Genomic DNA, 16,699 nt, shown 5'->3' on the forward strand with positions numbered 1-16,699 from the left:
GCCGGTGGCGCGGTGACCGCCGAGCCGTGCGAGGATGGGACGCCCGCGCGCCCGTGACAGGAGGAACGCCCTTGTCGCAGGGGGTGCGAGGCGGTCGGACGGCAGTGGACGAAAGGACCGGAGCGTACGTGAGCGAGAATCAGAACCTCCTCGCGGAGCAGCGGCGCGCCCTGATTCTCGACGAGGTCCGGCGCCGCGGCGGCGTTCGGGTCAACGAGCTGACCCGCAAGCTCGGTGTGTCGGACATGACGATCCGCCGCGATCTGGACGCGCTGGCCCGCCAGGGCATGCTGGAGAAGGTGCACGGTGGCGCGGTGCCGGTCATGGAGGCCAGCACGCACGAGCCGGGCTTCGAGGCCAAGTCGGGTCTGGAGCCGACGGCCAAGGAGGACATCGCGCGGGCCGCCGCCCAGCTGGTCGCACCGGGCAGCGCGATCGCGCTGTCGGGCGGTACGACGACGTACGCGCTGGCGCAGCAGCTGGTGGACGTGCCGGATCTGACCGTGGTCACCAACTCGGTGCGGGTGGCCGACGTCTTTCACGCCGCGCAGCGGTCCACGGGGCCCCGGCAGGGCGCGGCGACGGTGGTGCTGACCGGCGGGGTGCGCACTCCGTCGGACTCGCTGGTGGGTCCGGTGGCCGATCAGGCCATCTCCACGCTCCACTTCGATGTGCTGTTCCTCGGTGTGCACGGGATATCGGCCGAGGCCGGTCTGTCCACCCCGAACCTCGCGGAGGCGGAGACCAACCGGCGTCTGGTGCAGGCCGCCCGGCGGGTGGTCGTGGTCGCCGACCACACCAAGTGGGGCACGGTGGGCCTGAGTTCGTTCGCCACCCTGGACCAGGTCGACACCCTGGTGACCGACGCGGGCCTGCCGGCCGAGGCGCGCGCTCAGGTGTCGGAGCATCTGCGGCGGCTGGTGGTGGCGGGCGAGGACGAGAACGAGCCGGGGACCGAGGACGGCTGACGGCAGGTCAGGTAGCGTGGAGCGGCCTGTCGTCGCGAGAGCTCCTGGGGGTTGGTATGGCTCGCCGTCTCCGTCCGGTGGACACCGGTTTCGTACGGGACGCGCCGGTACGGCATGTCTTCGCGCGCAACATCGCCGCCGCGCCCGAGCGGGTGTACGGCGCGCTCGCCGAGGACGTCCCCGGCTGGAGCGAGTGGTTCGCGGCGGTGACGCTCGCCCGGCCGCTGCGCGACGGCGCCGAGCGCGAGGTCCGGCTCAGGGGCGGTACGCGGTTCCGGGAGACGATCCTCGTGGCCAAGGAGCCCGAGGTCTACGCCTATCGCGTGGACGTCACCAACGCGCCCGGCGCACGCGCCCTGGTCGAGGAGTGGCGGCTGGCGCCGGCCGCCTCCGGCACCCGTGTGTGCTGGACGTTCGCCGCCGACGGCACCGCGCCCTTCCGCTTCGCGCTGCGGCTGGCGCGTCCGGGCCTGGACCGCGCCTTCCGGGACGCGATGACGGCGCTGGACCGGCGGCTGGCCCGCTGAGCGTGCCTCAGTCCGGCCAGACGCCGGTCTCCAGGAGGGTGTCGATGGCGGCGGCGTAGGGGGCGATGTCCAGGCCCTGCGCGGCGAGCCACTCGTCGGAGTAGTACTTGTCGAGGTAGCGGTCGCCCGGGTCGCACAGCAGGGTGACGACACTGCCCGTGCGCCCCTCGGCGACCATCTCGGCGACGATCTTCAGCGCGCTCCACAGCCCGGTGCCGGTGGAGCCGCCCGCCTTGCGGCCGATGGCTCGCTCCAGTGCGCGGACGGCGGCGACGCTGGCCGCGTCGGGGACCTTCATCATGCGGTCGATCGCGCCGGGCACGAAGCTCGGCTCCATGCGCGGCCGGCCGATGCCCTCGATGCGCGAGCCGCAGTCGCAGGTGACGTCGTCGTCGCCGGTGGTCCAGCCCTCGAAGAAGCAGGAGTTCTCCGGGTCGGCGACACAGATGCGGGTGTCGTGCTGCATGTAGTGGACGTAGCGGGCGATGGTCGCGGAGGTGCCGCCGGTGCCGGCCGTGGCGACGATCCAGGCCGGCTCGGGGAACCGCTCCAGCTCCAGCTGGCGGAAGATCGACTCGGCGATGTTGTTGTTGCCGCGCCAGTCGGTGGCCCGCTCGGCGTAGGTGAACTGGTCCATGTAGTGGCCGCCGGTCTCCGCCGCGAGGCGGGCGGATGCCTCGTACATGGTGCGCGGGTCGTCCACGAAGTGGCACCGGCCGCCGTGGAACTCGATCAGGCGGATCTTCTCGGCGCTGGTCGTGCGCGGCATGACCGCGATGAAGGGCACGCCGATCAGCTTGGCGAAGTACGCCTCCGAGACGGCCGTCGAGCCGCTGGACGCCTCGATCACCGGGCGGTCCGGGCGGATCCAGCCGTTGCACAGGCCGTAGAGGAACAGCGAGCGGGCGAGCCGGTGCTTGAGGCTGCCGGTCGGGTGGGTGGACTCGTCCTTGAGGTAGAGGTCGATGCCCCACTTCTCCGGCAGCGGGAAGCGCAGCAGATGGGTGTCGGCCGATCGGTTGGCGTCGGCCTGCACCTTGCGGACGGCTTCTTTCAGCCAGTCCCGGTAGCTCGCGTCGGTGCGGTCGACATCGAGGGTCACACCGGTCGGATGCTGCTGGATGGTGCTCACGGCGTCGCTCCTCACGCTGCCCGCGGACCGCGGATCGCGCGGGCCGTCGCTCCGATCATAAGCAGCTTCGGGACCGCTTCCCACCTGCATAAACGCATCTTTGGGCGCCCCAAAGACGGGCTGGGGCACGGGTGTGCGAAGGGCATGGGGCGCATACGGCCGAGTGCTTCCGCGCCGGGCGCGTGCCACGACGCGCGTACTGGTGCGCCGCGCCGCGTGGAGGCAGACTGCACGGCGCGGGGTACCCGCGGGCCAGGGACGACGAAGGGCCGGGCACGACAAGGGGGCAGGGCGCTATGGCGGAGCCGGAGTTCACGGCGACGGGTGTGCGCATCGGCAAGGGGCTGCGGTCCCTCACCCGGGCCGGGCAGGTCCGGATCAGCGACGGCAGGCTGGAGCTGCTCACCAGTTACGGCGGCACGATCGACAGCGCGCCGCTGCAGGCGGTGCGGGCGTCGCGGCCCTGGTTCGGGTCCGAGGACCGCGCCGTGGCGGACCTCGGCGGCAAGCGGTACGTGCTGACGCTGGGCGAGCACGATCCGGCTCCGGGCGAGTCGGGGCCGCCGGCGGCGCGCCGGTTCCTGGACGCGGTGCGGCGCGCTGCGGGGCGTAACGGCTGAGATACGGCGAGTTGCGGGGCCGCGTCCCTTGCGTCACTCTGATTTCACGTCACTCTGGGTTTACCGGCGACAACGCTGCGAACCAGCCCGCCGGGCACGACAGCAGGCGGCCGTCTCCTTCCAGGACTCCTGCTGGATCCGTACTCCGTGTTCTTCCGGACCTCAACGTCGGGGAGTCGCAGCCGTGATCAGTCACCCAAGCAGACACTGCACGGTGGAGCTGCAAGCTCTGCCGTCGCGGATCGGCCAGGTCCGCAGAATCCTTTCTGCGCAGTTGCGCTACTGGCATCTCGATCCCTTGATAGACCGGGCGACGCTCGGTGTGACCGAGCTGTTGTCCAACGTCCACCGCCATGCCCAGCCCGACAAGACGTGCACCGTGGAGATCGAGCTGATGCTCGACCGGCTGACGGTCTCGGTGCGTGACCACGATCCCCGGCTGCCCGAGGTGTCGGACGCCGATCCGCTGGCCACCTGCGGGCGCGGGCTCGCGATGGTGGCGGCGGTCAGCGAGAGCTGGGGGGTCCGGGCGGACGGTGAGAACGGCAAGGTGGTGTGGTTCAGCCTGCCCACGCCCGCGGTGGCCTCGCGGCCGCAGACGCCGGTGCGCAGACCGCAGCCGGTGCGGCGGTTCGCCGAGGTCGAGCCGGTTGCCGTCGACCATGCTCCCGCCCGGTCGGCCGTTGTCGGCTGACCGGGCGGTGAGAAGCGCTCCGCGGGGTGGGCGGTGGGGTGGCTGCCGCGGAAGGCCGTCCTTCGTCCGCGGGTGCGTCGTGGCTTGTCGCGCCCGCGCGGCGGAGCCGTATGTCGACACAGTCCCGCGCCGCCCTAGGGGGTTGCTATGGCCCCTAGTACATCCATGCGGGCCGCTCGCCTGGCCGGGCGTAGGCCCGCCAGGGCTCCGGCCGCCAGACCCACCAGCACCATCACGCCCAGCTGGAGCGGTGGCAGCGCGAAGACGAACTCGCTGTCGCTCGACGCGTCCGAAGCCCTCACCAGGATCCAGCCGAGGAAGGCGCCGAGGGTGAGGCCGCCCAGGGTGCCGAAGGCGGCGACCAGGACGGACTCCCAGCGGACCATGGCGCGCAGCTGGGGGCGGGTCTGGCCGACGGCGCGCAGGAGTCCGAGTTCGCGGGTGCGTTCGTGGATCGCCAGGGTCAGGGTGTTGGCGATGCCGAGCAGGGCGATGAGGACGGCGAGGGCGAGCAGGGCGTAGACGAGGGTGAGCATCATGTCGATGCCGCCGGCCGAGGACTCGGCGTACTCCTGGCGGGTCTGCACCTCGGGGTTGCCGAAGCGGTCGGCGACCCGTTCGACGGCCGCCGTGCCGGTGGCCGGGTCCACTCCGTCCGCGAAGGAGACGGCGACCAGGGTGTCGGCGTCCTGGGTGCGGTGCGGGGCCCAGGCGGCGCGGGTGATGACGTAGTCCCCGGCGAGTTCGGACTGCTCGTAGACGGCGCGGACGGTGAAGGGCTGCCGTTCGCCGTCGGTGAAGGTCAGCCGGGCGGTGTCCCCCACTGCCAGGTGCCGGCGGTCCGCTTCCTTCTCGGTGACGGCGATGCCGTCCGTGCCGAGGTCGTCGAGCGAGCCCCGGACCCGGCCCAGGTCGAAGGTGCGGGCCAGCGCGACCGGGTCGGTGACGGTCAGGGCCCGGCCCTCGCCCTCGACCTCGGCGACGCCCCGGCCGAGGCCGACGGCGGTGTCCACCTCGGGCAGCGCGGCGACCGCGTCGGCGAGCCGCGGGCTCAGACCGCTGCCGCCCCCGCCGAACGCGGGGGTGCTCACGGCGACGTCGCCCGCGAAGGACCGGGAGACGGTCTGGTCCATGGTCGCCTTCAGCGAGGCCCCGAACACCGTGAACAGGGTCACCACGGCCACCCCGATCATCAGCGCGCCGGCGGTGGCCGCCGTCCGCTTGGGGCTGCGCAGGGCGTTGCGCCGGGCGAGGGAGCCGGTGACGCCGCGCAGCCGGTCGAGCGGGCCGCCGAGGACCCGTACGGCCGAACCGGCGGCGACCGGGCCGAGGACCACGAACGCGGCGAGGGCGAGCGCCGCTCCGCCGCCGGCCAGCCACAGGGACGGGGCGGCCAGGACGCCGGCGAGCGACAGGGTGAGCCCGAGGGCGAGCAGGCACACGCCGGCGACGGCGCGCGGGCGGGAGGCCGCGGAGGCGTCGGTCGCACTCTCGCGCAGGGCGGCCAGGGGCGCGGTGCGTCCGGCGCGTACGGCGGGCAGCAGGGCGGAGGCCAGGCAGACCACGACACCCACGGCGAGCGGCAGCGCCATCGACGGGGCCCGGACCACCAGATCGCCCTCGGGGAAGGGGAAGCCGATCGCCGGGAACAGCGCCTGGAGTCCGGCCGCGATGCCGATGCCGCCCGCGAGTCCGGCGGCGGAGGCGGTCACGGCGACGACGGCCGCCTCGGCCAGGGTGGTGGCGGTGACCTGGCGGCGGGAGGCGCCGAGCGCCCGCAGCAGGGCGTTCTCGCGGGTGCGCTGGGCGACCACGATGGCGAAGGTGTTGTGGATCGAGAAGGTCGCGACCAGCAGGGCGACGCCGGAGAAGACCAGCAGGAAGGTGGTGAACAGGGTCAGGAACTGGCTGGAGATCATGTCGGTGTTCTCCGCGGCCGACTCCTGACCGGTGATGGCCTCGACGCCCTTCGGCAGGACCGGCGCCAGCCGCTCGACCAGCTCCTCCTGGCCGACGCCGGGCTCCGCCCGCACCACGATCGAGGCGGCCTCGCCGGGCCGTGCGGTGAGGTACTTCTCGGCGTCCGCGCGGGTCATGCCGGTGAAGGTCACCTGGGCCATGCCGTCCTCGCCGCCGAAGGTCGCCAGGCCCACGACGGTGACCCGCACCGGGTCCGGGGTGCGCAGGGTGGTGGTGTCGCCGAGTTCCAGGCCGCCCTTGTCGGCGGCGCCCCGGTTGACGACGACCTCGCCGGAGCGTTCGGGCGTACGGCCCTCGGCGAGGCGGTACGGGTTGAGCTCGGGGTCGGTGATCCAGTTCCCGGCGAGGGTGGGCGGGCCCTGGCCGCCGATCGGGTCGCCGTCCTCGCCGACCAGCTGGCCGGCGCCCTGGATGTCGGGCGCGGCGGCGGCGACGCCGGGCACGTCCTCGATCCGGTCGGCGAGGGCGGCCGGGACGGGTTCGCGCACGCCCTGGCTCTCCCCCGGCGTGGTGATCGCGTCGGCGCTGCGCACGACGGCGTCGGTGCCCGCGGTCGCGTTGCCGAACAGGGAGTCGAAACTGGCGCGCAGCGTGTCGCCCATGACCAGCGTCCCGGCCAGGAAGGAGACGCCGAGGAGGACGGCGAGGAACGTACCCGCGAAGCGGCGTCTGCGGGCCCGCAGGGACGATGCGCCCAGGCGCAGGGTGGCGTTCATGAGGGCACCTCGAAGGCTTTCATGCGGTCCAGGACCTTGTCGGCGGTCGGGGCGTGCATACGGTCCACCAGGCGTCCGTCGGCCAGGAAGAGCACCTCGTCGGCGTGGGCGGCGGCCACCGGGTCGTGGGTGACCATGACGACCGTGCGGTCCATGTCGCGCACCGCGCGGCCGAGCAGCCCCAGCACCTCCTCGCCGGAGCGGGAGTCGAGGTTGCCGGTGGGTTCGTCGGCGAAGACCACGTCGGGGCGGCCGGCGAAGGCGCGGGCGACGGCGACGCGCTGCTGCTGGCCGCCGGAGAGTTCGGCGGGGCGGTGGCGCAGCCGGTCGCGCAGGCCGACGACGTCGATCAGGGCGTCGATCCACTCCTGGTCGCCGGCGCGGCCCGCCAGGTCCAGCGGGAGGGTGATGTTCTCCGCGACGCTGAGCGTCGGCACCAGGTTGAATGCCTGGAAGACGAAGCCGACGCGGTCGCGGCGCAGCAGGGTGAGGCGGCGGTCGTCCAGTGTGCCCAGGTCGGTGCCGCCGATGAAGGCGGTGCCCGAGGTGAGGGTGTCCAGTCCGGCCGCGCAGTGCATCAGGGTGGACTTGCCGGAGCCGGAGGGCCCCATGATCGCGGTGAAGCGGCCGGCCGGGAAGCCGACGCTCACCCCGTCCAGGGCCCTGACCTCGGTGTCGCCTCGGCCGTAGACCTTCACGGCGTCGACGACCCGTGCGGCGGTGCGCAGTTGGGTGGTGACCGTCATGCCGCACCGCCCTCGGTCCGGCCGAACCGCTCGTCCAGCACGGACAGCCGGCGCCCGTACTCGTCCTCGTCGATCTCGCCGGAGGCGAACCGGCGGCCGAGCACCGCGAGGGGCGAGTCTGCCGAGGGCCGGCGGTCCTCGGCGGGGCGCCACGGGGCGTGGCGGTCGCGCCAGACGGTGCGGCGCAGCACGGCGACGGCCGCGACCACGACGGCCGCCCAGATGACGGGGAAGAGCAGGATCCACGGCCCGGGGCCGCCGTTCCAGTGCGCGAGTGTCTGCATGTCGGTTCATCTCCTGCGGCGAGGTCGTCGAGTGATGTCCTGAGACTCGCGCCGCGCAGGGGTCCGGGTCGTCGTACGGCCGGGGACAGTGCGGATACGCCGTGGGGAGTACGCCGGCCGCCGCGGGCCGCGACGGTGGCCCGATCCTGACGATCTCTGTCCCTGCGGCCCGCTGACGGGGGCGTCCCGCGCGCGGACGATGAGGGTCACCGAGAGACGAGGAGACGGTCATGGCCCTGGAGATGCGCGACCGCTGCGAGCGCTGCACGACGGCGGAGCTGCCCTCCGACGCGCCGGCCCGCATCTGTTCCTACGAGTGCACGTTCTGTGTGCCGTGCGCCGAGGCGATGGCGGGGGTGTGTCCCAACTGCGGCGGGGAGCTGGTGGCGAGGCCCCGGCGGGCGGTGTGCGGCTGACGGTTCGGGGCCGGAGGCCGAGGCCGTCGGGTGCGCTCGGGCGCCGGTCCGACTCGCCGACGACCAGCCGAGTTCGGGGCGACTGTGCCTCCGCACCCACATAGTTGACCGATCGTTCTTGAATAGCCTAGGGTTCAACCCATGGCCCGCACCAAGGAGTTCGACCCCGATGCCGCGCTTCGATCCGCGCTGGAGCTGTTCTGGCGGCGCGGTTACGAGGCCACCTCGATGGCCGATCTCGTCGAGCACCTCGGGATCGGGCGCGCCAGCCTCTACGCGACGTTCGGCAACAAGCGCGACCTGTATCTGAAGGCGCTGGACCGCTACGGCGAGCTGCAGGATCCGTCGCTGCTGCGGGAGTTGTCCCAGCCCGGCCCGGCACTGCCCGCCGTCCGCACGGTGGTGCGCCGGTTCGCGGCGGAGGCCGCGGCCGACGGACGCCGGGAGAGCGGCTGTTTCGTCACCAACACGGCCGCCGAACTCGCCCCGCACGACAGCGCGGTGGCGCGCCGCGTGGAGCGCAACTGGGAGTATCTGGAGACCTTGCTGCACTCCGCCCTCGTACGCGCCCAGCAACAGGGCGAGTTGCCCGAGGAGCGCGATCCGCAGGCGCTCGCACGGATGCTGCTGGTACTGCTCCAGGGCGTGCGGGTGGTCGGCAAGGCATCCACGGACCCGGCCCGCGTGCGGGACGCGGCGGAGCAGGCGCTGCGGCTGCTGGACTGAGCCGCGCGGCACCCCGGCGACAGCTGCCGGGGTTTCGCACGCCCACATACTGAACCGATCGGTCAAGAAACGGGGGACTCATGACCGCGACCGCCGGCGTCACGGCGACCAGACCCACGGCGCGGGGCGCGTTCGCGCTGCTCGGCGCGGTGCAGGTGACGCTGATCTTCACGCTGGCCGCGATCGCCGTACCGCTGCCGGAGATCGGGGCCCGGTTCGGGCTGCGGCGCGAGGATCTGGTGCTGCTGAGCGCGGCCTACGGGCTCACCTTCGCCGGGCTGCTGCTGTTCGGCGGACGGCTCGCGGACCGCTTCGGCGGGCGGCCCACCCTGCTCGCCGGGCTCGCGCTCTTCACGGCCGCGTCCCTCGCCGCGCCCCTCGCCCCCGGCTACGGCGCCCTGCTCGGGGCCCGGTTCGCCCAGGGCGCCGGGGCTGCCCTGACCGCGCCGGCCGCGACGGCCGTGCTGCGGACGCTGTTCGCCGAACCGGCCGCGTACCGGCGGGCCATGGCGACCTGGGGCGGGCTGTCGGTGCTCGGCGCGACGGCCGGGAACCTGCTGTCGGGGGTGGTGTCGGCGCTGCTGTCCTGGCGCTGGGCGCTGGCCCTGCCACCGGTCGCCGCGGGTGCCGCGCTGCTGCTCGCTCCCCGGATCCTGCCCGCCGCGCTCCCCCGTCCGGCCCGCCGCGCCGCGCTCGACGTACCCGGTGCGCTGCTGGCCACGGCCGGGATCGCGGCCGCCGCCTACGGTCTCGTCCTCACCGACGCCTGGCCGTGGACGTCGGACCGGGTGCTGGTGCCGCTGGCCGTCGGTGCCCTGCTGCTCGCCGCCTTCCCGCTGGTCGAGCGGCGGACGCGCGACCCGCTGCTGCCGCCGGGGTTCCTGCGCGACCGGGGACGGGCGCTGGGGCTGGCCGCCACCGCGCTGACCGCGGCCGGGACCAGCACGGTGTTCGTGCTGTTCTCGCTCCACCTCCAGGACGCACGCGGCTGGTCGGCGCTGCGGACCTCCGCCGCCTTCGTGCCGTTCGCGCTGTCGCTGCTCGTCTCCGGACGCCTGGCCGGACGGCTGGTCGGACGTTCCGGCCCGGCCGCCGTCACCGGCGCCGGGCTGGGCACGGCCGCCGCCGGGCTCGCGGCGCTGGCGCTGTTCGGGCTGAACCCCGATGTCCCCTACGCCCTGGGGGTGCTGCCCGGGTTCGTGCTGCTGCCGGCCGGCGCTGCCGCGGCCTTCGCCGGATCGGCCGTACTGGCCACCGACGGGGTGCCGGCCGAGCGGGCCGGGCTCGCCGGGAGCGTCCACAACACGGCGATGGAGACGGGACCGACCGTCGTCTTCGCCGCCGTGCTGGCCGTCGGCGGCGACCGGGCGAGCCTGGCCGCGGCGGCCGTCGTGTTCCTGTGCGCCGCGTACGCGCTGAGCAGGCCCTTGAGTCCTTGAGTCCTTGAGTCCTTGAGTCCCTGATCCCTCCGGATCCCCTGGATTTCCCTTTAACGAAAGGAAGTTGATCTCATGTCAGCACACCGTTTCACCGACCGTACCGTCCTCGTCACGGGTGCCGGTTCCGGCATCGGACGGGCCATCGCCCTCGCCTTCGCCGCCGAGGGGGCCCGCGTCGTGGCGGCCGGGCGCCGGATCGAGGCGCTGGAGGAGACCGTCGCCCTGGTGGAGAAGGCCGGGGGTACGGCCGTGGCCCGGGTCGCGGACGTGTCGCGGGCGGCCGATGTGGAGGCGCTCGTGCGGGGCGTGGCCGAGGAGTTCGGCTCGCTCGACGTGGCCGTCAACAACGCCGGCGTCTTCCGGGGCGGGCCGCTCACCGACATGCCGCAGGAGGACTGGCAGGAGCTGTTCGACATCAACGTCACCGGCGTGTTCCTCGCCCTGCGGGCCGAGGTGACGCAGATGCGGTCCCAGGAGCGGGGCGGTGCGATCGTCAACATCTCCTCCAACCTGGGGCGGCACATGCAGGTGCCGGGCATCACCGCGTACGCCGCGAGCAAGGCGGCGGTGACCTCGCTGACCCGGGGAGCGGCGCTGGAGTACATAGCCGACGGCGTGCGCATCAACACCGTCAGCCCCGGCGCCTCCGACACCACGATGTCCCTCTTCCCCGGGGAGACCGAGGCGGACCGCGCCCTGCGGATGAAGGACCAGTCGCCGGTGGGCCGCGTCTCCACGACCGAGGAGGTCGCCGCGGCGGTGCTGTATCTGGCGTCCGACGCGGCCGGGTCGGTGGTGGGGACGGACCTGGTGATCGACGGGGGTTCGGCACTGTAGGAGCCGTCGGGACCGCGGCGTCGCCGGACGCACCCGGTGCGCCGCAGGATCCCCCGGTCAGCCGCCCGTCAGGGCCCCCAGCGGGTCGTCCAGGACCGGCTGCCAGGCCAGCTCCGCCGCGCCGACCAGGCTGTTGTGGTCCAGGGAGCAGGCGAGGATGGGCACCCCGCCGCTGCGGCCCCACAGGCTGCGGTCGGCGACGACGGCACGGAGCCGTTCGGGGTCGGCCTCCAGCAGGGTGCGGTGCAGGCCACCGAGGATGATCCGGTCCGGGTTGAGGATGTTCACCAACCCGGCCAGCCCCAGCCCGAGGCGGTCGATGAGGGCCTCCGCGGCGGTGCGCACGGCCGGGTCGGCGTACTCCTGGCGGAGCAGGTCGCCCGCCTGCTGGAGCAGGGACCCCTCGGGGCCGGGGGTGCGCCCGGCGGTGGTGAGCAGGGCCAGCGGGTCGGCCTCCACGTCCAGGCAGCCGCGGCCGCCGCAGTGGCAGGGGCGGCCCTCGGGGTTGACGGTGAGATGGCCGACCTCCAGGGCCAGCCCGCCGCTGCCGGTGTGCAGCCGGCCGTCCAGCACCAGCGCGCCGCCGACGCCGCGGTGCCCGGTGGCCACGCACAGCAGGTCACGGGCGCCGCGCCCGGCCCCGTGCCGGTGCTCGGCGAGGGCGGCGAGATTGACATCGTTGGCCGCGAAGGCGGGCCCCGCGATGCCGGCCGCGCGCACGCATTCGGCGAAGATCTCCCGCACCGGGGCGCCCGCGGGCCAGGCCAGGTGCAGCGGGTTGAGGGCGAGCCCTTCCGGCTCGGCGACCGCCGACGGCACCGCGAGCCCGGCGCCCACACAGCGCCGCCCGGTCTCCCGCAGCAGCCGGGCGCCCGCGTCGACGACCGAGCCGAGCACCTTCGCCGGATCGGCGTCGACGACCTCGCAGCCCGGCGCGGTCGCGACGATCCGCCCGCCGAGACCGACCAGCGCCGCCCGGAACCCGTCGGAGTGCACCTGGGCGGCGAGCGCCACCGGCCCGTCCTCCGCCACCTCCAGCCGGTGCGAGGGGCGCCCCTGCGCGCCGCCCGCGCCCGCGCCGGGCCGGGCGTCGACCCGGATCAGCCCCAGCGCCTCCAGCTCCGCGGCGACCGCGCCGGCCGTGGCGCGGGTGACGCCCAGTTCCGCGGTGAGCACGGCGCGGGTGGGCGCGCGGCCGGTGTGCACGAGCTCCAACGCGGGCCCGAGCGCACCGCGCCCCCGGTCCAACCGCGTCCTTGAGGTGGTCCCTTCCCCCGTCGGCCGGGGTTCCGCCTTGCCGCTCATGAGGGCGAGTCTCCCATGATCCGCATGGGGCGGCGGCCGCCTGATCCCGCCGCTCCGCCGCGTGGGCGGGCCCAGCCCATGACGTCCCGCGGACGCCTGCGGCGGGAAGCCACGGGGCGGAACGGCGCACGCGGGAAGCCACCGAGCGCAACGGCATACGGCGGCACCCCGGCGGAGCGGCGTGCGGCGTCCCGCGTCACGCGCGCCCGGCGCCACCCCCGCGCACCCCGCGCACACAGCCCACCGCCCCTGCGCCCGCCCTCCCCCACCCGCGCTGAGCTGCGGCTCCGCTAGCCTGGACGCACGATGAACGACCGTATGACGACTCCGTGGGGCGAGCTGGAGCTGGCCCGCCACCCCGAGGACCCGCGCGACCGGCTGCGCGCGTGGGACGCCTCCGACGAGTACCTGCTGCGGCACCTCGCCGACACGGGCGTCGACCTGTCCGGCACGGTCGTGGTGCTCGGCGACCGGTGGGGCGCGCTGGTGACGGCGCTGGCGGCGCACCGGCCGGTGCAGATCACCGACTCCTACCTGGGCCAGGAGGCGAGCCGGGCGAACCTGGCGCGGGCCGGTGTCGCACCGGGCACCGTCCAGCTGCTGACCACCCAGGACACCCCGCCGCCGCGCATCGACGTGCTGCTGGTGCGGGTGCCCAAGAGCCTGGCGCTGCTGGAGGACCAACTGCTGCGGCTGGCGCCCGCGGTGCACGAGGGCACGGTGGTCGTCGGCACCGGCATGGTCAAGGAGATCCACACCTCGACGCTGGAGCTGTTCGAGCGGATCCTCGGCCCGACCCGGACCTCGCTCGCCGAGAAGAAGGCGCGGCTGATCTTCTGCACGCCGGACATGTCGCTGGAGCGGCCCGCCAACCCCTGGCCGTACCGCTACCAGCTCCCCGACGGCATCGGCCCGGTCTCCGGCCGTACGGTCGTCAACCACGCGGGCGTCTTCTGCGCCGACCGGCTCGACATCGGCACCCGCTTCTTCCTCGGCCACCTGCCCGCCACCCGCGGCGCGCACCGGGTGGTGGACCTGGGCTGCGGCAACGGCGTGGTGGGTACGGCGGTGGCGCTGGCCAATCCCGAGGCGGAGGTGCTGTTCACCGACGAGTCGTTCCAGGCGGTGGCGTCGGCGGAGGCCACGTACCGGGCGAACGGCGTGCCGGGGCATGCCGAGTTCCGGGTCGGGGACGGGCTGGCCGGGGTGGCCGCGGACAGTGTGGACCTGGTGCTGAACAACCCTCCCTTCCACTCGCACCAGGCGACGACCGACGCCACGGCGTGGCGGATGTTCACCGGCGCGCGGCGGGTGCTGCGGCCGGGCGGTGAGCTGTGGGTGATCGGCAACCGGCACCTGGGCTACCACGTGAAGCTGCGCCGGGTGTTCGGCAACAGCCGGCTGGTCGCCAGCGACCCGAAGTTCGTGGTGCTGAAGGCGGTCAAGCGGTAGGCCGCGGGCGGCCAGTCGGCCGAACGGTCAAACGGCAGTCGTCAGTCGTCAGTCGGTCGAACGGCAGGCGGTCAGGCGGTCAGGCGGTCAGGCGGTCAGGCGGCGGGGCCGTAGGCGGTCAGGCAGGGGCCGGGGCGCCGCCGAGCAGTCGTACGAGGTCCGCCACGGCCGTCGTCATCGCCTCGCGGCCCACACTCAGATAGGTGCGGGAGTCGACGGCCTCGGGGTGCGCGGCGAGATACTCCCGGATGGCGCCGGTCATCGCGATGTTCAGCGCGGTGCCGATGTTGACCTTGGTGATGCCGCCGGTGACCGCCGCGGTCAGTTCGGCGTCGGGGACGCCGGAGGAGCCGTGCAGGACGAGCGGCACGTCCAGCGCGGACGACAGGCGTTTGAGCAGGGCGTGGTCGAGGGCGGCGGTACGGGTGGTCATGGCGTGGACGCTGCCGATGGCGACGGCGAGCGCGTCCACGCCGGAGTCCGCGACGAACGCCCGGGCCTGAGTGGGGTCGGTCCGGGCGCCCGGCGCGTGGGCGTCCAGCGGGGGCCGTCCCGCCTTGCCGCCCACCTCGCCCAACTCGGCCTCGATCCACAGACCTTGGGCGTGCGCCCAGTCGGCGGCGGCCCGGGTCGCGGCGAGGTTCTCGGCGTACGGCAGCCGGGAGGCGTCGTACATGACGGAGCTGAAGCCGGCGTCGGGGGCCTGCCGCAGCAGGGCGTCGCTCTGCACATGGTCCAGATGCAGGGCGACCGGTACGGCGGCCCTCTCGGCGGCGGCGACGGCCGCGCGGGCCAGCGGCAGCAGTCGGCCGTAGCGGAACTTCACGGCGTTCTCGCTGACTTGGAGCACGACCGGGGTGCCGACGTGTTCGGCGCCGCCGATGACGGCCTCGATGTGCTCCAGGGTGACGACGTTGAAGGCGGCGACGGCACGCCGGTCCGCTGCGGCGCGGGCGACGAGCTCGCCGGTGGTGGCGAGGGGCACGGGGCGCTCCCTGGGGTGCGGGCTGCCGGGCGGGGTCAGGGCGTGAGGATCACCGAGCGCGTCAGATGGCGCGGGTTGTCCGGGTCCAGGCCGCGGGCCGTGGCGACGGCGACGGCGAGGCGCTGGGCGCGCACGAGTTCAGCGAGCGGGTCGAGGGAGCCGGCCAGCCAGCGGCCGCCGGTCGCACGGACCTGGTCGGCCAGGCCCTCCGGTGCCTCGCCGAACATCCAGGTCGCCGTGGTGGGTCCGGTGACGCTGATCGGCCCGTGGCGGTACTCCATCGCCGGGTATGCCTCGGCCCAGGCGAGGGACGCCTCGCGCATCTTCAGGGCGGCCTCGTTGGCCAGGCCGACGGTCCAGCCACGGCCCAGGAAGGTGAACTGGGTGCGCTCGACGAGCCCCGCGGGCAGCGGCTCGGCGAGGGCGGTTCGGGCGTCGGCGACGGCCGACTCGGGGTGCAGGCCGGTGTGGGCGCGCAGCAGGGTGAGCGCGGTGGTGGCGAACCGGGTCTGCACGACCGAGCGTTCGTCGGCGTAGTCGAGGACCACGAGGTGGTCGGCGGCGTCCATGACCGGTGTGCGGGGATCGGCGGTGATCGCGCTGGTGCGCACGCGCCCCTTCAACTCGCCCAGGAGTTCCAGCACTTCGGTGGTGGTGCCGGAACGGGTGAGGGCGACGACACGGTCGTAGGACCGGCCGTGGGGGAACTCCGAGGCGGCGAAGGCGTCCGTCTCGCCCTGGCCCGCGCCCTCGCGCAGGGCGGCGGCCGCCTGCGCCATGAAGTACGAGGTGCCGCATCCGACGATCGCGACCCGCTCCCCGGCCGCGGGCAGCGCCGCGCGGTGCTCCGGCGCCTGCTGCGCGGCCCGCGTCCAGCACTCCGGCTGACTGCTGAGCTCGTCCTCGACATGGGTCATGCCGTACCCCTCCCGAGCGGTGATTGTTCGTGCAAGATAGCGCGGTCTTTCAAGCATCTTCAAGCATTCTGGCATCGTTCCTGCTGGCGGCGGGTGCGCTAGGGTCGCCGGGGACGCTGGGAACGCTGGGGACCGCAGGAAACGGCTGGAGGTGCGGATGTCGCGCGACGCCCGCTGGAAGACGCTGCTGGAGCTGCTCGTCGAGCGGGGCCGGCTCGACGTCGAGGAGGCCGCCGCCGAACTTCAGGTGTCGGCAGCGACGATCCGGCGCGACTTCGACCAGCTCGCCGAGCAGCAGATGCTCGTGCGCACGCGGGGCGGCGCGGTGGTGCACGGGGTGTCGTACGAGCTGCCGCTGCGCTACAAGACGGCCCGGCGCGCCTCGGAGAAGCAGCGCATCGCCCGGGCGGTGGCGGATCTGATCGCGCCCGGCGAGGCGGTGGGCCTGACCGGCGGCACGACCACCACCGAGGTGGCCCGCGCCCTGGCCGTGCGCGGCGACCTGGGCTCGGGCTCGCCCGCGCTGACCGTGGTGACCAACGCGCTGAACATCGCCAACGAGCTCGCGGTGCGGCCCCAGTTCAAGATCGTGGTGACCGGCGGGGTGGCCCGGGCGCAGTCGTACGAGCTGATCGGCCCGCTCGCGGACGGTGTGCTCGGGCAGATCACCCTGGACGTGGCCGTGCTGGGCGTGGTCGCCTTCGACGTCGCCCATGGCGCCGCCGCGCACGACGAGGCCGAGGCCGCCATCAACCGGCTGCTGTGCGAGCGCGCCGAGCGGGTGGTGGTCGCCGCCGACTCCAGCAAGCTGGGCCGCCGCGCCTTCGCCCGCATCTGTGCCGCAGAGTCCGTGAACACCCTGGTCACCGACACGGCCGCGGACGAGGAAACGGTCCGTCGCTTCGAGGAGGCGGGCATCACGGTCCGCACGGTCTGAGGGCGGCCGGCCGCCGTC

17 protein-coding genes are annotated in these 16,699 nt (G+C 74.1%); 10 read left to right on the plus strand and 7 right to left on the minus strand.

Features of this window, described 5'->3' with window-relative positions:
* Positions 1-128 precede the first annotated feature (128 nt).
* Complete coding sequence (locus tag ACSU6M_RS03860; RefSeq protein ID WP_437067037.1) at positions 129-968, plus strand: DeoR/GlpR family DNA-binding transcription regulator; 840 nt, start codon at positions 129-131, stop codon at positions 966-968.
* A 56-nt stretch (positions 969-1,024) separates the two neighbouring features.
* A complete protein-coding gene (locus tag ACSU6M_RS03865; protein ID WP_437067039.1) occupies positions 1,025-1,495 on the plus strand; it encodes an SRPBCC family protein in 471 nt (156 codons plus the stop codon).
* Positions 1,496-1,502: 7 nt separating this feature from the next.
* Here the strand turns inward: ACSU6M_RS03865 and ACSU6M_RS03870 are convergent, their stop codons facing one another.
* Positions 1,503-2,627, minus strand: coding sequence for a PLP-dependent cysteine synthase family protein (locus ACSU6M_RS03870; RefSeq protein ID WP_437067041.1), 1,125 nt, complete (start codon positions 2,625-2,627; stop codon positions 1,503-1,505).
* A gap of 296 nt (positions 2,628-2,923) precedes the next feature.
* Between ACSU6M_RS03870 and ACSU6M_RS03875 the strand changes: the two genes are divergently transcribed.
* Together ACSU6M_RS03875 and ACSU6M_RS03880 are read left to right on the plus strand one after the other, a co-directional pair.
* Positions 2,924-3,247 carry a hypothetical protein gene (locus ACSU6M_RS03875; protein ID WP_437067042.1) on the plus strand — a complete coding sequence of 108 codons (324 nt, stop codon included), beginning with the start codon at positions 2,924-2,926 and terminating at the stop codon, positions 3,245-3,247.
* Between the two features lie 184 nt (positions 3,248-3,431).
* Positions 3,432-3,941, plus strand: coding sequence for an ATP-binding protein (locus tag ACSU6M_RS03880; protein ID WP_437067044.1), 510 nt, complete (start codon positions 3,432-3,434; stop codon positions 3,939-3,941).
* A gap of 134 nt (positions 3,942-4,075) precedes the next feature.
* On the opposite strand, the gene ACSU6M_RS03885 is transcribed toward ACSU6M_RS03880, so the two are convergent.
* From ACSU6M_RS03885 to ACSU6M_RS03895, 3 genes are read right to left on the minus strand one after another with little or no spacing between them, the layout of a single operon-like run.
* Positions 4,076-6,637 (minus strand): ABC transporter permease, encoded by a 2,562-nt coding sequence (locus ACSU6M_RS03885; RefSeq protein WP_437067046.1) that lies wholly within the window; start codon positions 6,635-6,637, stop codon positions 4,076-4,078.
* Positions 6,634-7,383 carry an ABC transporter ATP-binding protein gene (locus ACSU6M_RS03890; RefSeq protein WP_437067048.1) on the minus strand — a complete coding sequence of 250 codons (750 nt, stop codon included), beginning with the start codon at positions 7,381-7,383 and terminating at the stop codon, positions 6,634-6,636. Before ACSU6M_RS03890 ends, ACSU6M_RS03885 begins: the two co-directional genes overlap by 4 nt.
* A complete protein-coding gene (locus tag ACSU6M_RS03895) occupies positions 7,380-7,667 on the minus strand; it encodes an SHOCT domain-containing protein (RefSeq protein ID WP_437067049.1) in 288 nt (95 codons plus the stop codon). The genes ACSU6M_RS03890 and ACSU6M_RS03895 overlap by 4 nt, the downstream gene beginning before the upstream one ends.
* A 230-nt stretch (positions 7,668-7,897) precedes the next feature.
* Between ACSU6M_RS03895 and ACSU6M_RS03900 the strand changes: the two genes are divergently transcribed.
* The 4 genes from ACSU6M_RS03900 (at position 7,898) to ACSU6M_RS03915 (ending at position 11,085) form a co-directional block, all read left to right on the plus strand.
* Positions 7,898-8,083 (plus strand): DUF1272 domain-containing protein, encoded by a 186-nt coding sequence (locus tag ACSU6M_RS03900; RefSeq protein ID WP_437067051.1) that lies wholly within the window; start codon positions 7,898-7,900, stop codon positions 8,081-8,083.
* A 141-nt stretch (positions 8,084-8,224) separates the two neighbouring features.
* A complete protein-coding gene (locus tag ACSU6M_RS03905; RefSeq protein WP_437067053.1) occupies positions 8,225-8,809 on the plus strand; it encodes a TetR/AcrR family transcriptional regulator in 585 nt (194 codons plus the stop codon).
* An 80-nt stretch (positions 8,810-8,889) separates the two neighbouring features.
* A complete protein-coding gene (locus ACSU6M_RS03910) occupies positions 8,890-10,248 on the plus strand; it encodes an MFS transporter (protein WP_437067054.1) in 1,359 nt (452 codons plus the stop codon).
* Between the two features lie 72 nt (positions 10,249-10,320).
* Positions 10,321-11,085: an SDR family NAD(P)-dependent oxidoreductase gene (locus tag ACSU6M_RS03915; RefSeq protein WP_437067056.1), complete on the plus strand. Its 765-nt coding sequence runs from the start codon at positions 10,321-10,323 to the stop codon at positions 11,083-11,085.
* A gap of 57 nt (positions 11,086-11,142) precedes the next feature.
* On the opposite strand, the gene ACSU6M_RS03920 is transcribed toward ACSU6M_RS03915, so the two are convergent.
* Complete coding sequence (locus ACSU6M_RS03920) at positions 11,143-12,390, minus strand: ROK family protein (protein ID WP_437067058.1); 1,248 nt, start codon at positions 12,388-12,390, stop codon at positions 11,143-11,145.
* Positions 12,391-12,708: 318 nt separating this feature from the next.
* On the opposite strand from ACSU6M_RS03920, the gene ACSU6M_RS03925 reads away from it, so the two are divergent.
* A complete protein-coding gene (locus ACSU6M_RS03925; protein ID WP_437067060.1) occupies positions 12,709-13,842 on the plus strand; it encodes a methyltransferase in 1,134 nt (377 codons plus the stop codon).
* A gap of 118 nt (positions 13,843-13,960) precedes the next feature.
* Here ACSU6M_RS03925 and ACSU6M_RS03930 read toward each other — a convergent pair whose 3' ends face one another.
* Together ACSU6M_RS03930 and ACSU6M_RS03935 are read right to left on the minus strand one after the other, a co-directional pair.
* Entirely contained in the window at positions 13,961-14,827 is an 867-nt protein-coding gene (locus ACSU6M_RS03930; RefSeq protein ID WP_437067062.1) for a class II fructose-bisphosphate aldolase, read from the minus strand.
* Positions 14,828-14,862: 35 nt separating this feature from the next.
* Positions 14,863-15,744 carry an SIS domain-containing protein gene (locus ACSU6M_RS03935; protein ID WP_437067064.1) on the minus strand — a complete coding sequence of 294 codons (882 nt, stop codon included), beginning with the start codon at positions 15,742-15,744 and terminating at the stop codon, positions 14,863-14,865.
* A 157-nt stretch (positions 15,745-15,901) separates the two neighbouring features.
* Between ACSU6M_RS03935 and ACSU6M_RS03940 the strand changes: the two genes are divergently transcribed.
* Entirely contained in the window at positions 15,902-16,681 is a 780-nt protein-coding gene (locus ACSU6M_RS03940; RefSeq protein ID WP_437067066.1) for a DeoR/GlpR family DNA-binding transcription regulator, read from the plus strand.
* The last annotated feature ends 18 nt before the right edge of the window (positions 16,682-16,699 follow it).

Source organism: Streptomyces sp. enrichment culture, assembly GCF_964272895.1.
Classification (GTDB): Bacteria; Actinomycetota; Actinomycetes; order Streptomycetales; family Streptomycetaceae; genus Streptomyces.

Excerpts from the sequence above, each read along its gene's own strand:
- ACSU6M_RS03920 (WP_437067058.1), bottom strand. The coding sequence starts at position 12,390 with ATGAGCGGCAAGGCGGAACCCCGGCCGACGGGGGAAGGGACCACCTCA.
- ACSU6M_RS03905 (WP_437067053.1), top strand. The coding sequence starts at position 8,225 with ATGGCCCGCACCAAGGAGTTCGACCCCGATGCCGCGCTTCGATCCGCG.
- ACSU6M_RS03900 (WP_437067051.1), top strand. The coding sequence starts at position 7,898 with ATGGCCCTGGAGATGCGCGACCGCTGCGAGCGCTGCACGACGGCGGAG.
- ACSU6M_RS03910 (WP_437067054.1), top strand. The coding sequence starts at position 8,890 with ATGACCGCGACCGCCGGCGTCACGGCGACCAGACCCACGGCGCGGGGC.
- ACSU6M_RS03925 (WP_437067060.1), top strand. The coding sequence starts at position 12,709 with ATGACGACTCCGTGGGGCGAGCTGGAGCTGGCCCGCCACCCCGAGGAC.
- ACSU6M_RS03885 (WP_437067046.1), bottom strand. The coding sequence starts at position 6,637 with ATGAACGCCACCCTGCGCCTGGGCGCATCGTCCCTGCGGGCCCGCAGA.
- ACSU6M_RS03940 (WP_437067066.1), top strand. The coding sequence starts at position 15,902 with ATGTCGCGCGACGCCCGCTGGAAGACGCTGCTGGAGCTGCTCGTCGAG.
- ACSU6M_RS03875 (WP_437067042.1), top strand. The coding sequence starts at position 2,924 with ATGGCGGAGCCGGAGTTCACGGCGACGGGTGTGCGCATCGGCAAGGGG.
- ACSU6M_RS03890 (WP_437067048.1), bottom strand. The coding sequence starts at position 7,383 with ATGACGGTCACCACCCAACTGCGCACCGCCGCACGGGTCGTCGACGCC.
- ACSU6M_RS03895 (WP_437067049.1), bottom strand. The coding sequence starts at position 7,667 with ATGCAGACACTCGCGCACTGGAACGGCGGCCCCGGGCCGTGGATCCTG.
- ACSU6M_RS03915 (WP_437067056.1), top strand. The coding sequence starts at position 10,321 with ATGTCAGCACACCGTTTCACCGACCGTACCGTCCTCGTCACGGGTGCC.
- ACSU6M_RS03935 (WP_437067064.1), bottom strand. The coding sequence starts at position 15,744 with ATGACCCATGTCGAGGACGAGCTCAGCAGTCAGCCGGAGTGCTGGACG.
- ACSU6M_RS03865 (WP_437067039.1), top strand. The coding sequence starts at position 1,025 with ATGGCTCGCCGTCTCCGTCCGGTGGACACCGGTTTCGTACGGGACGCG.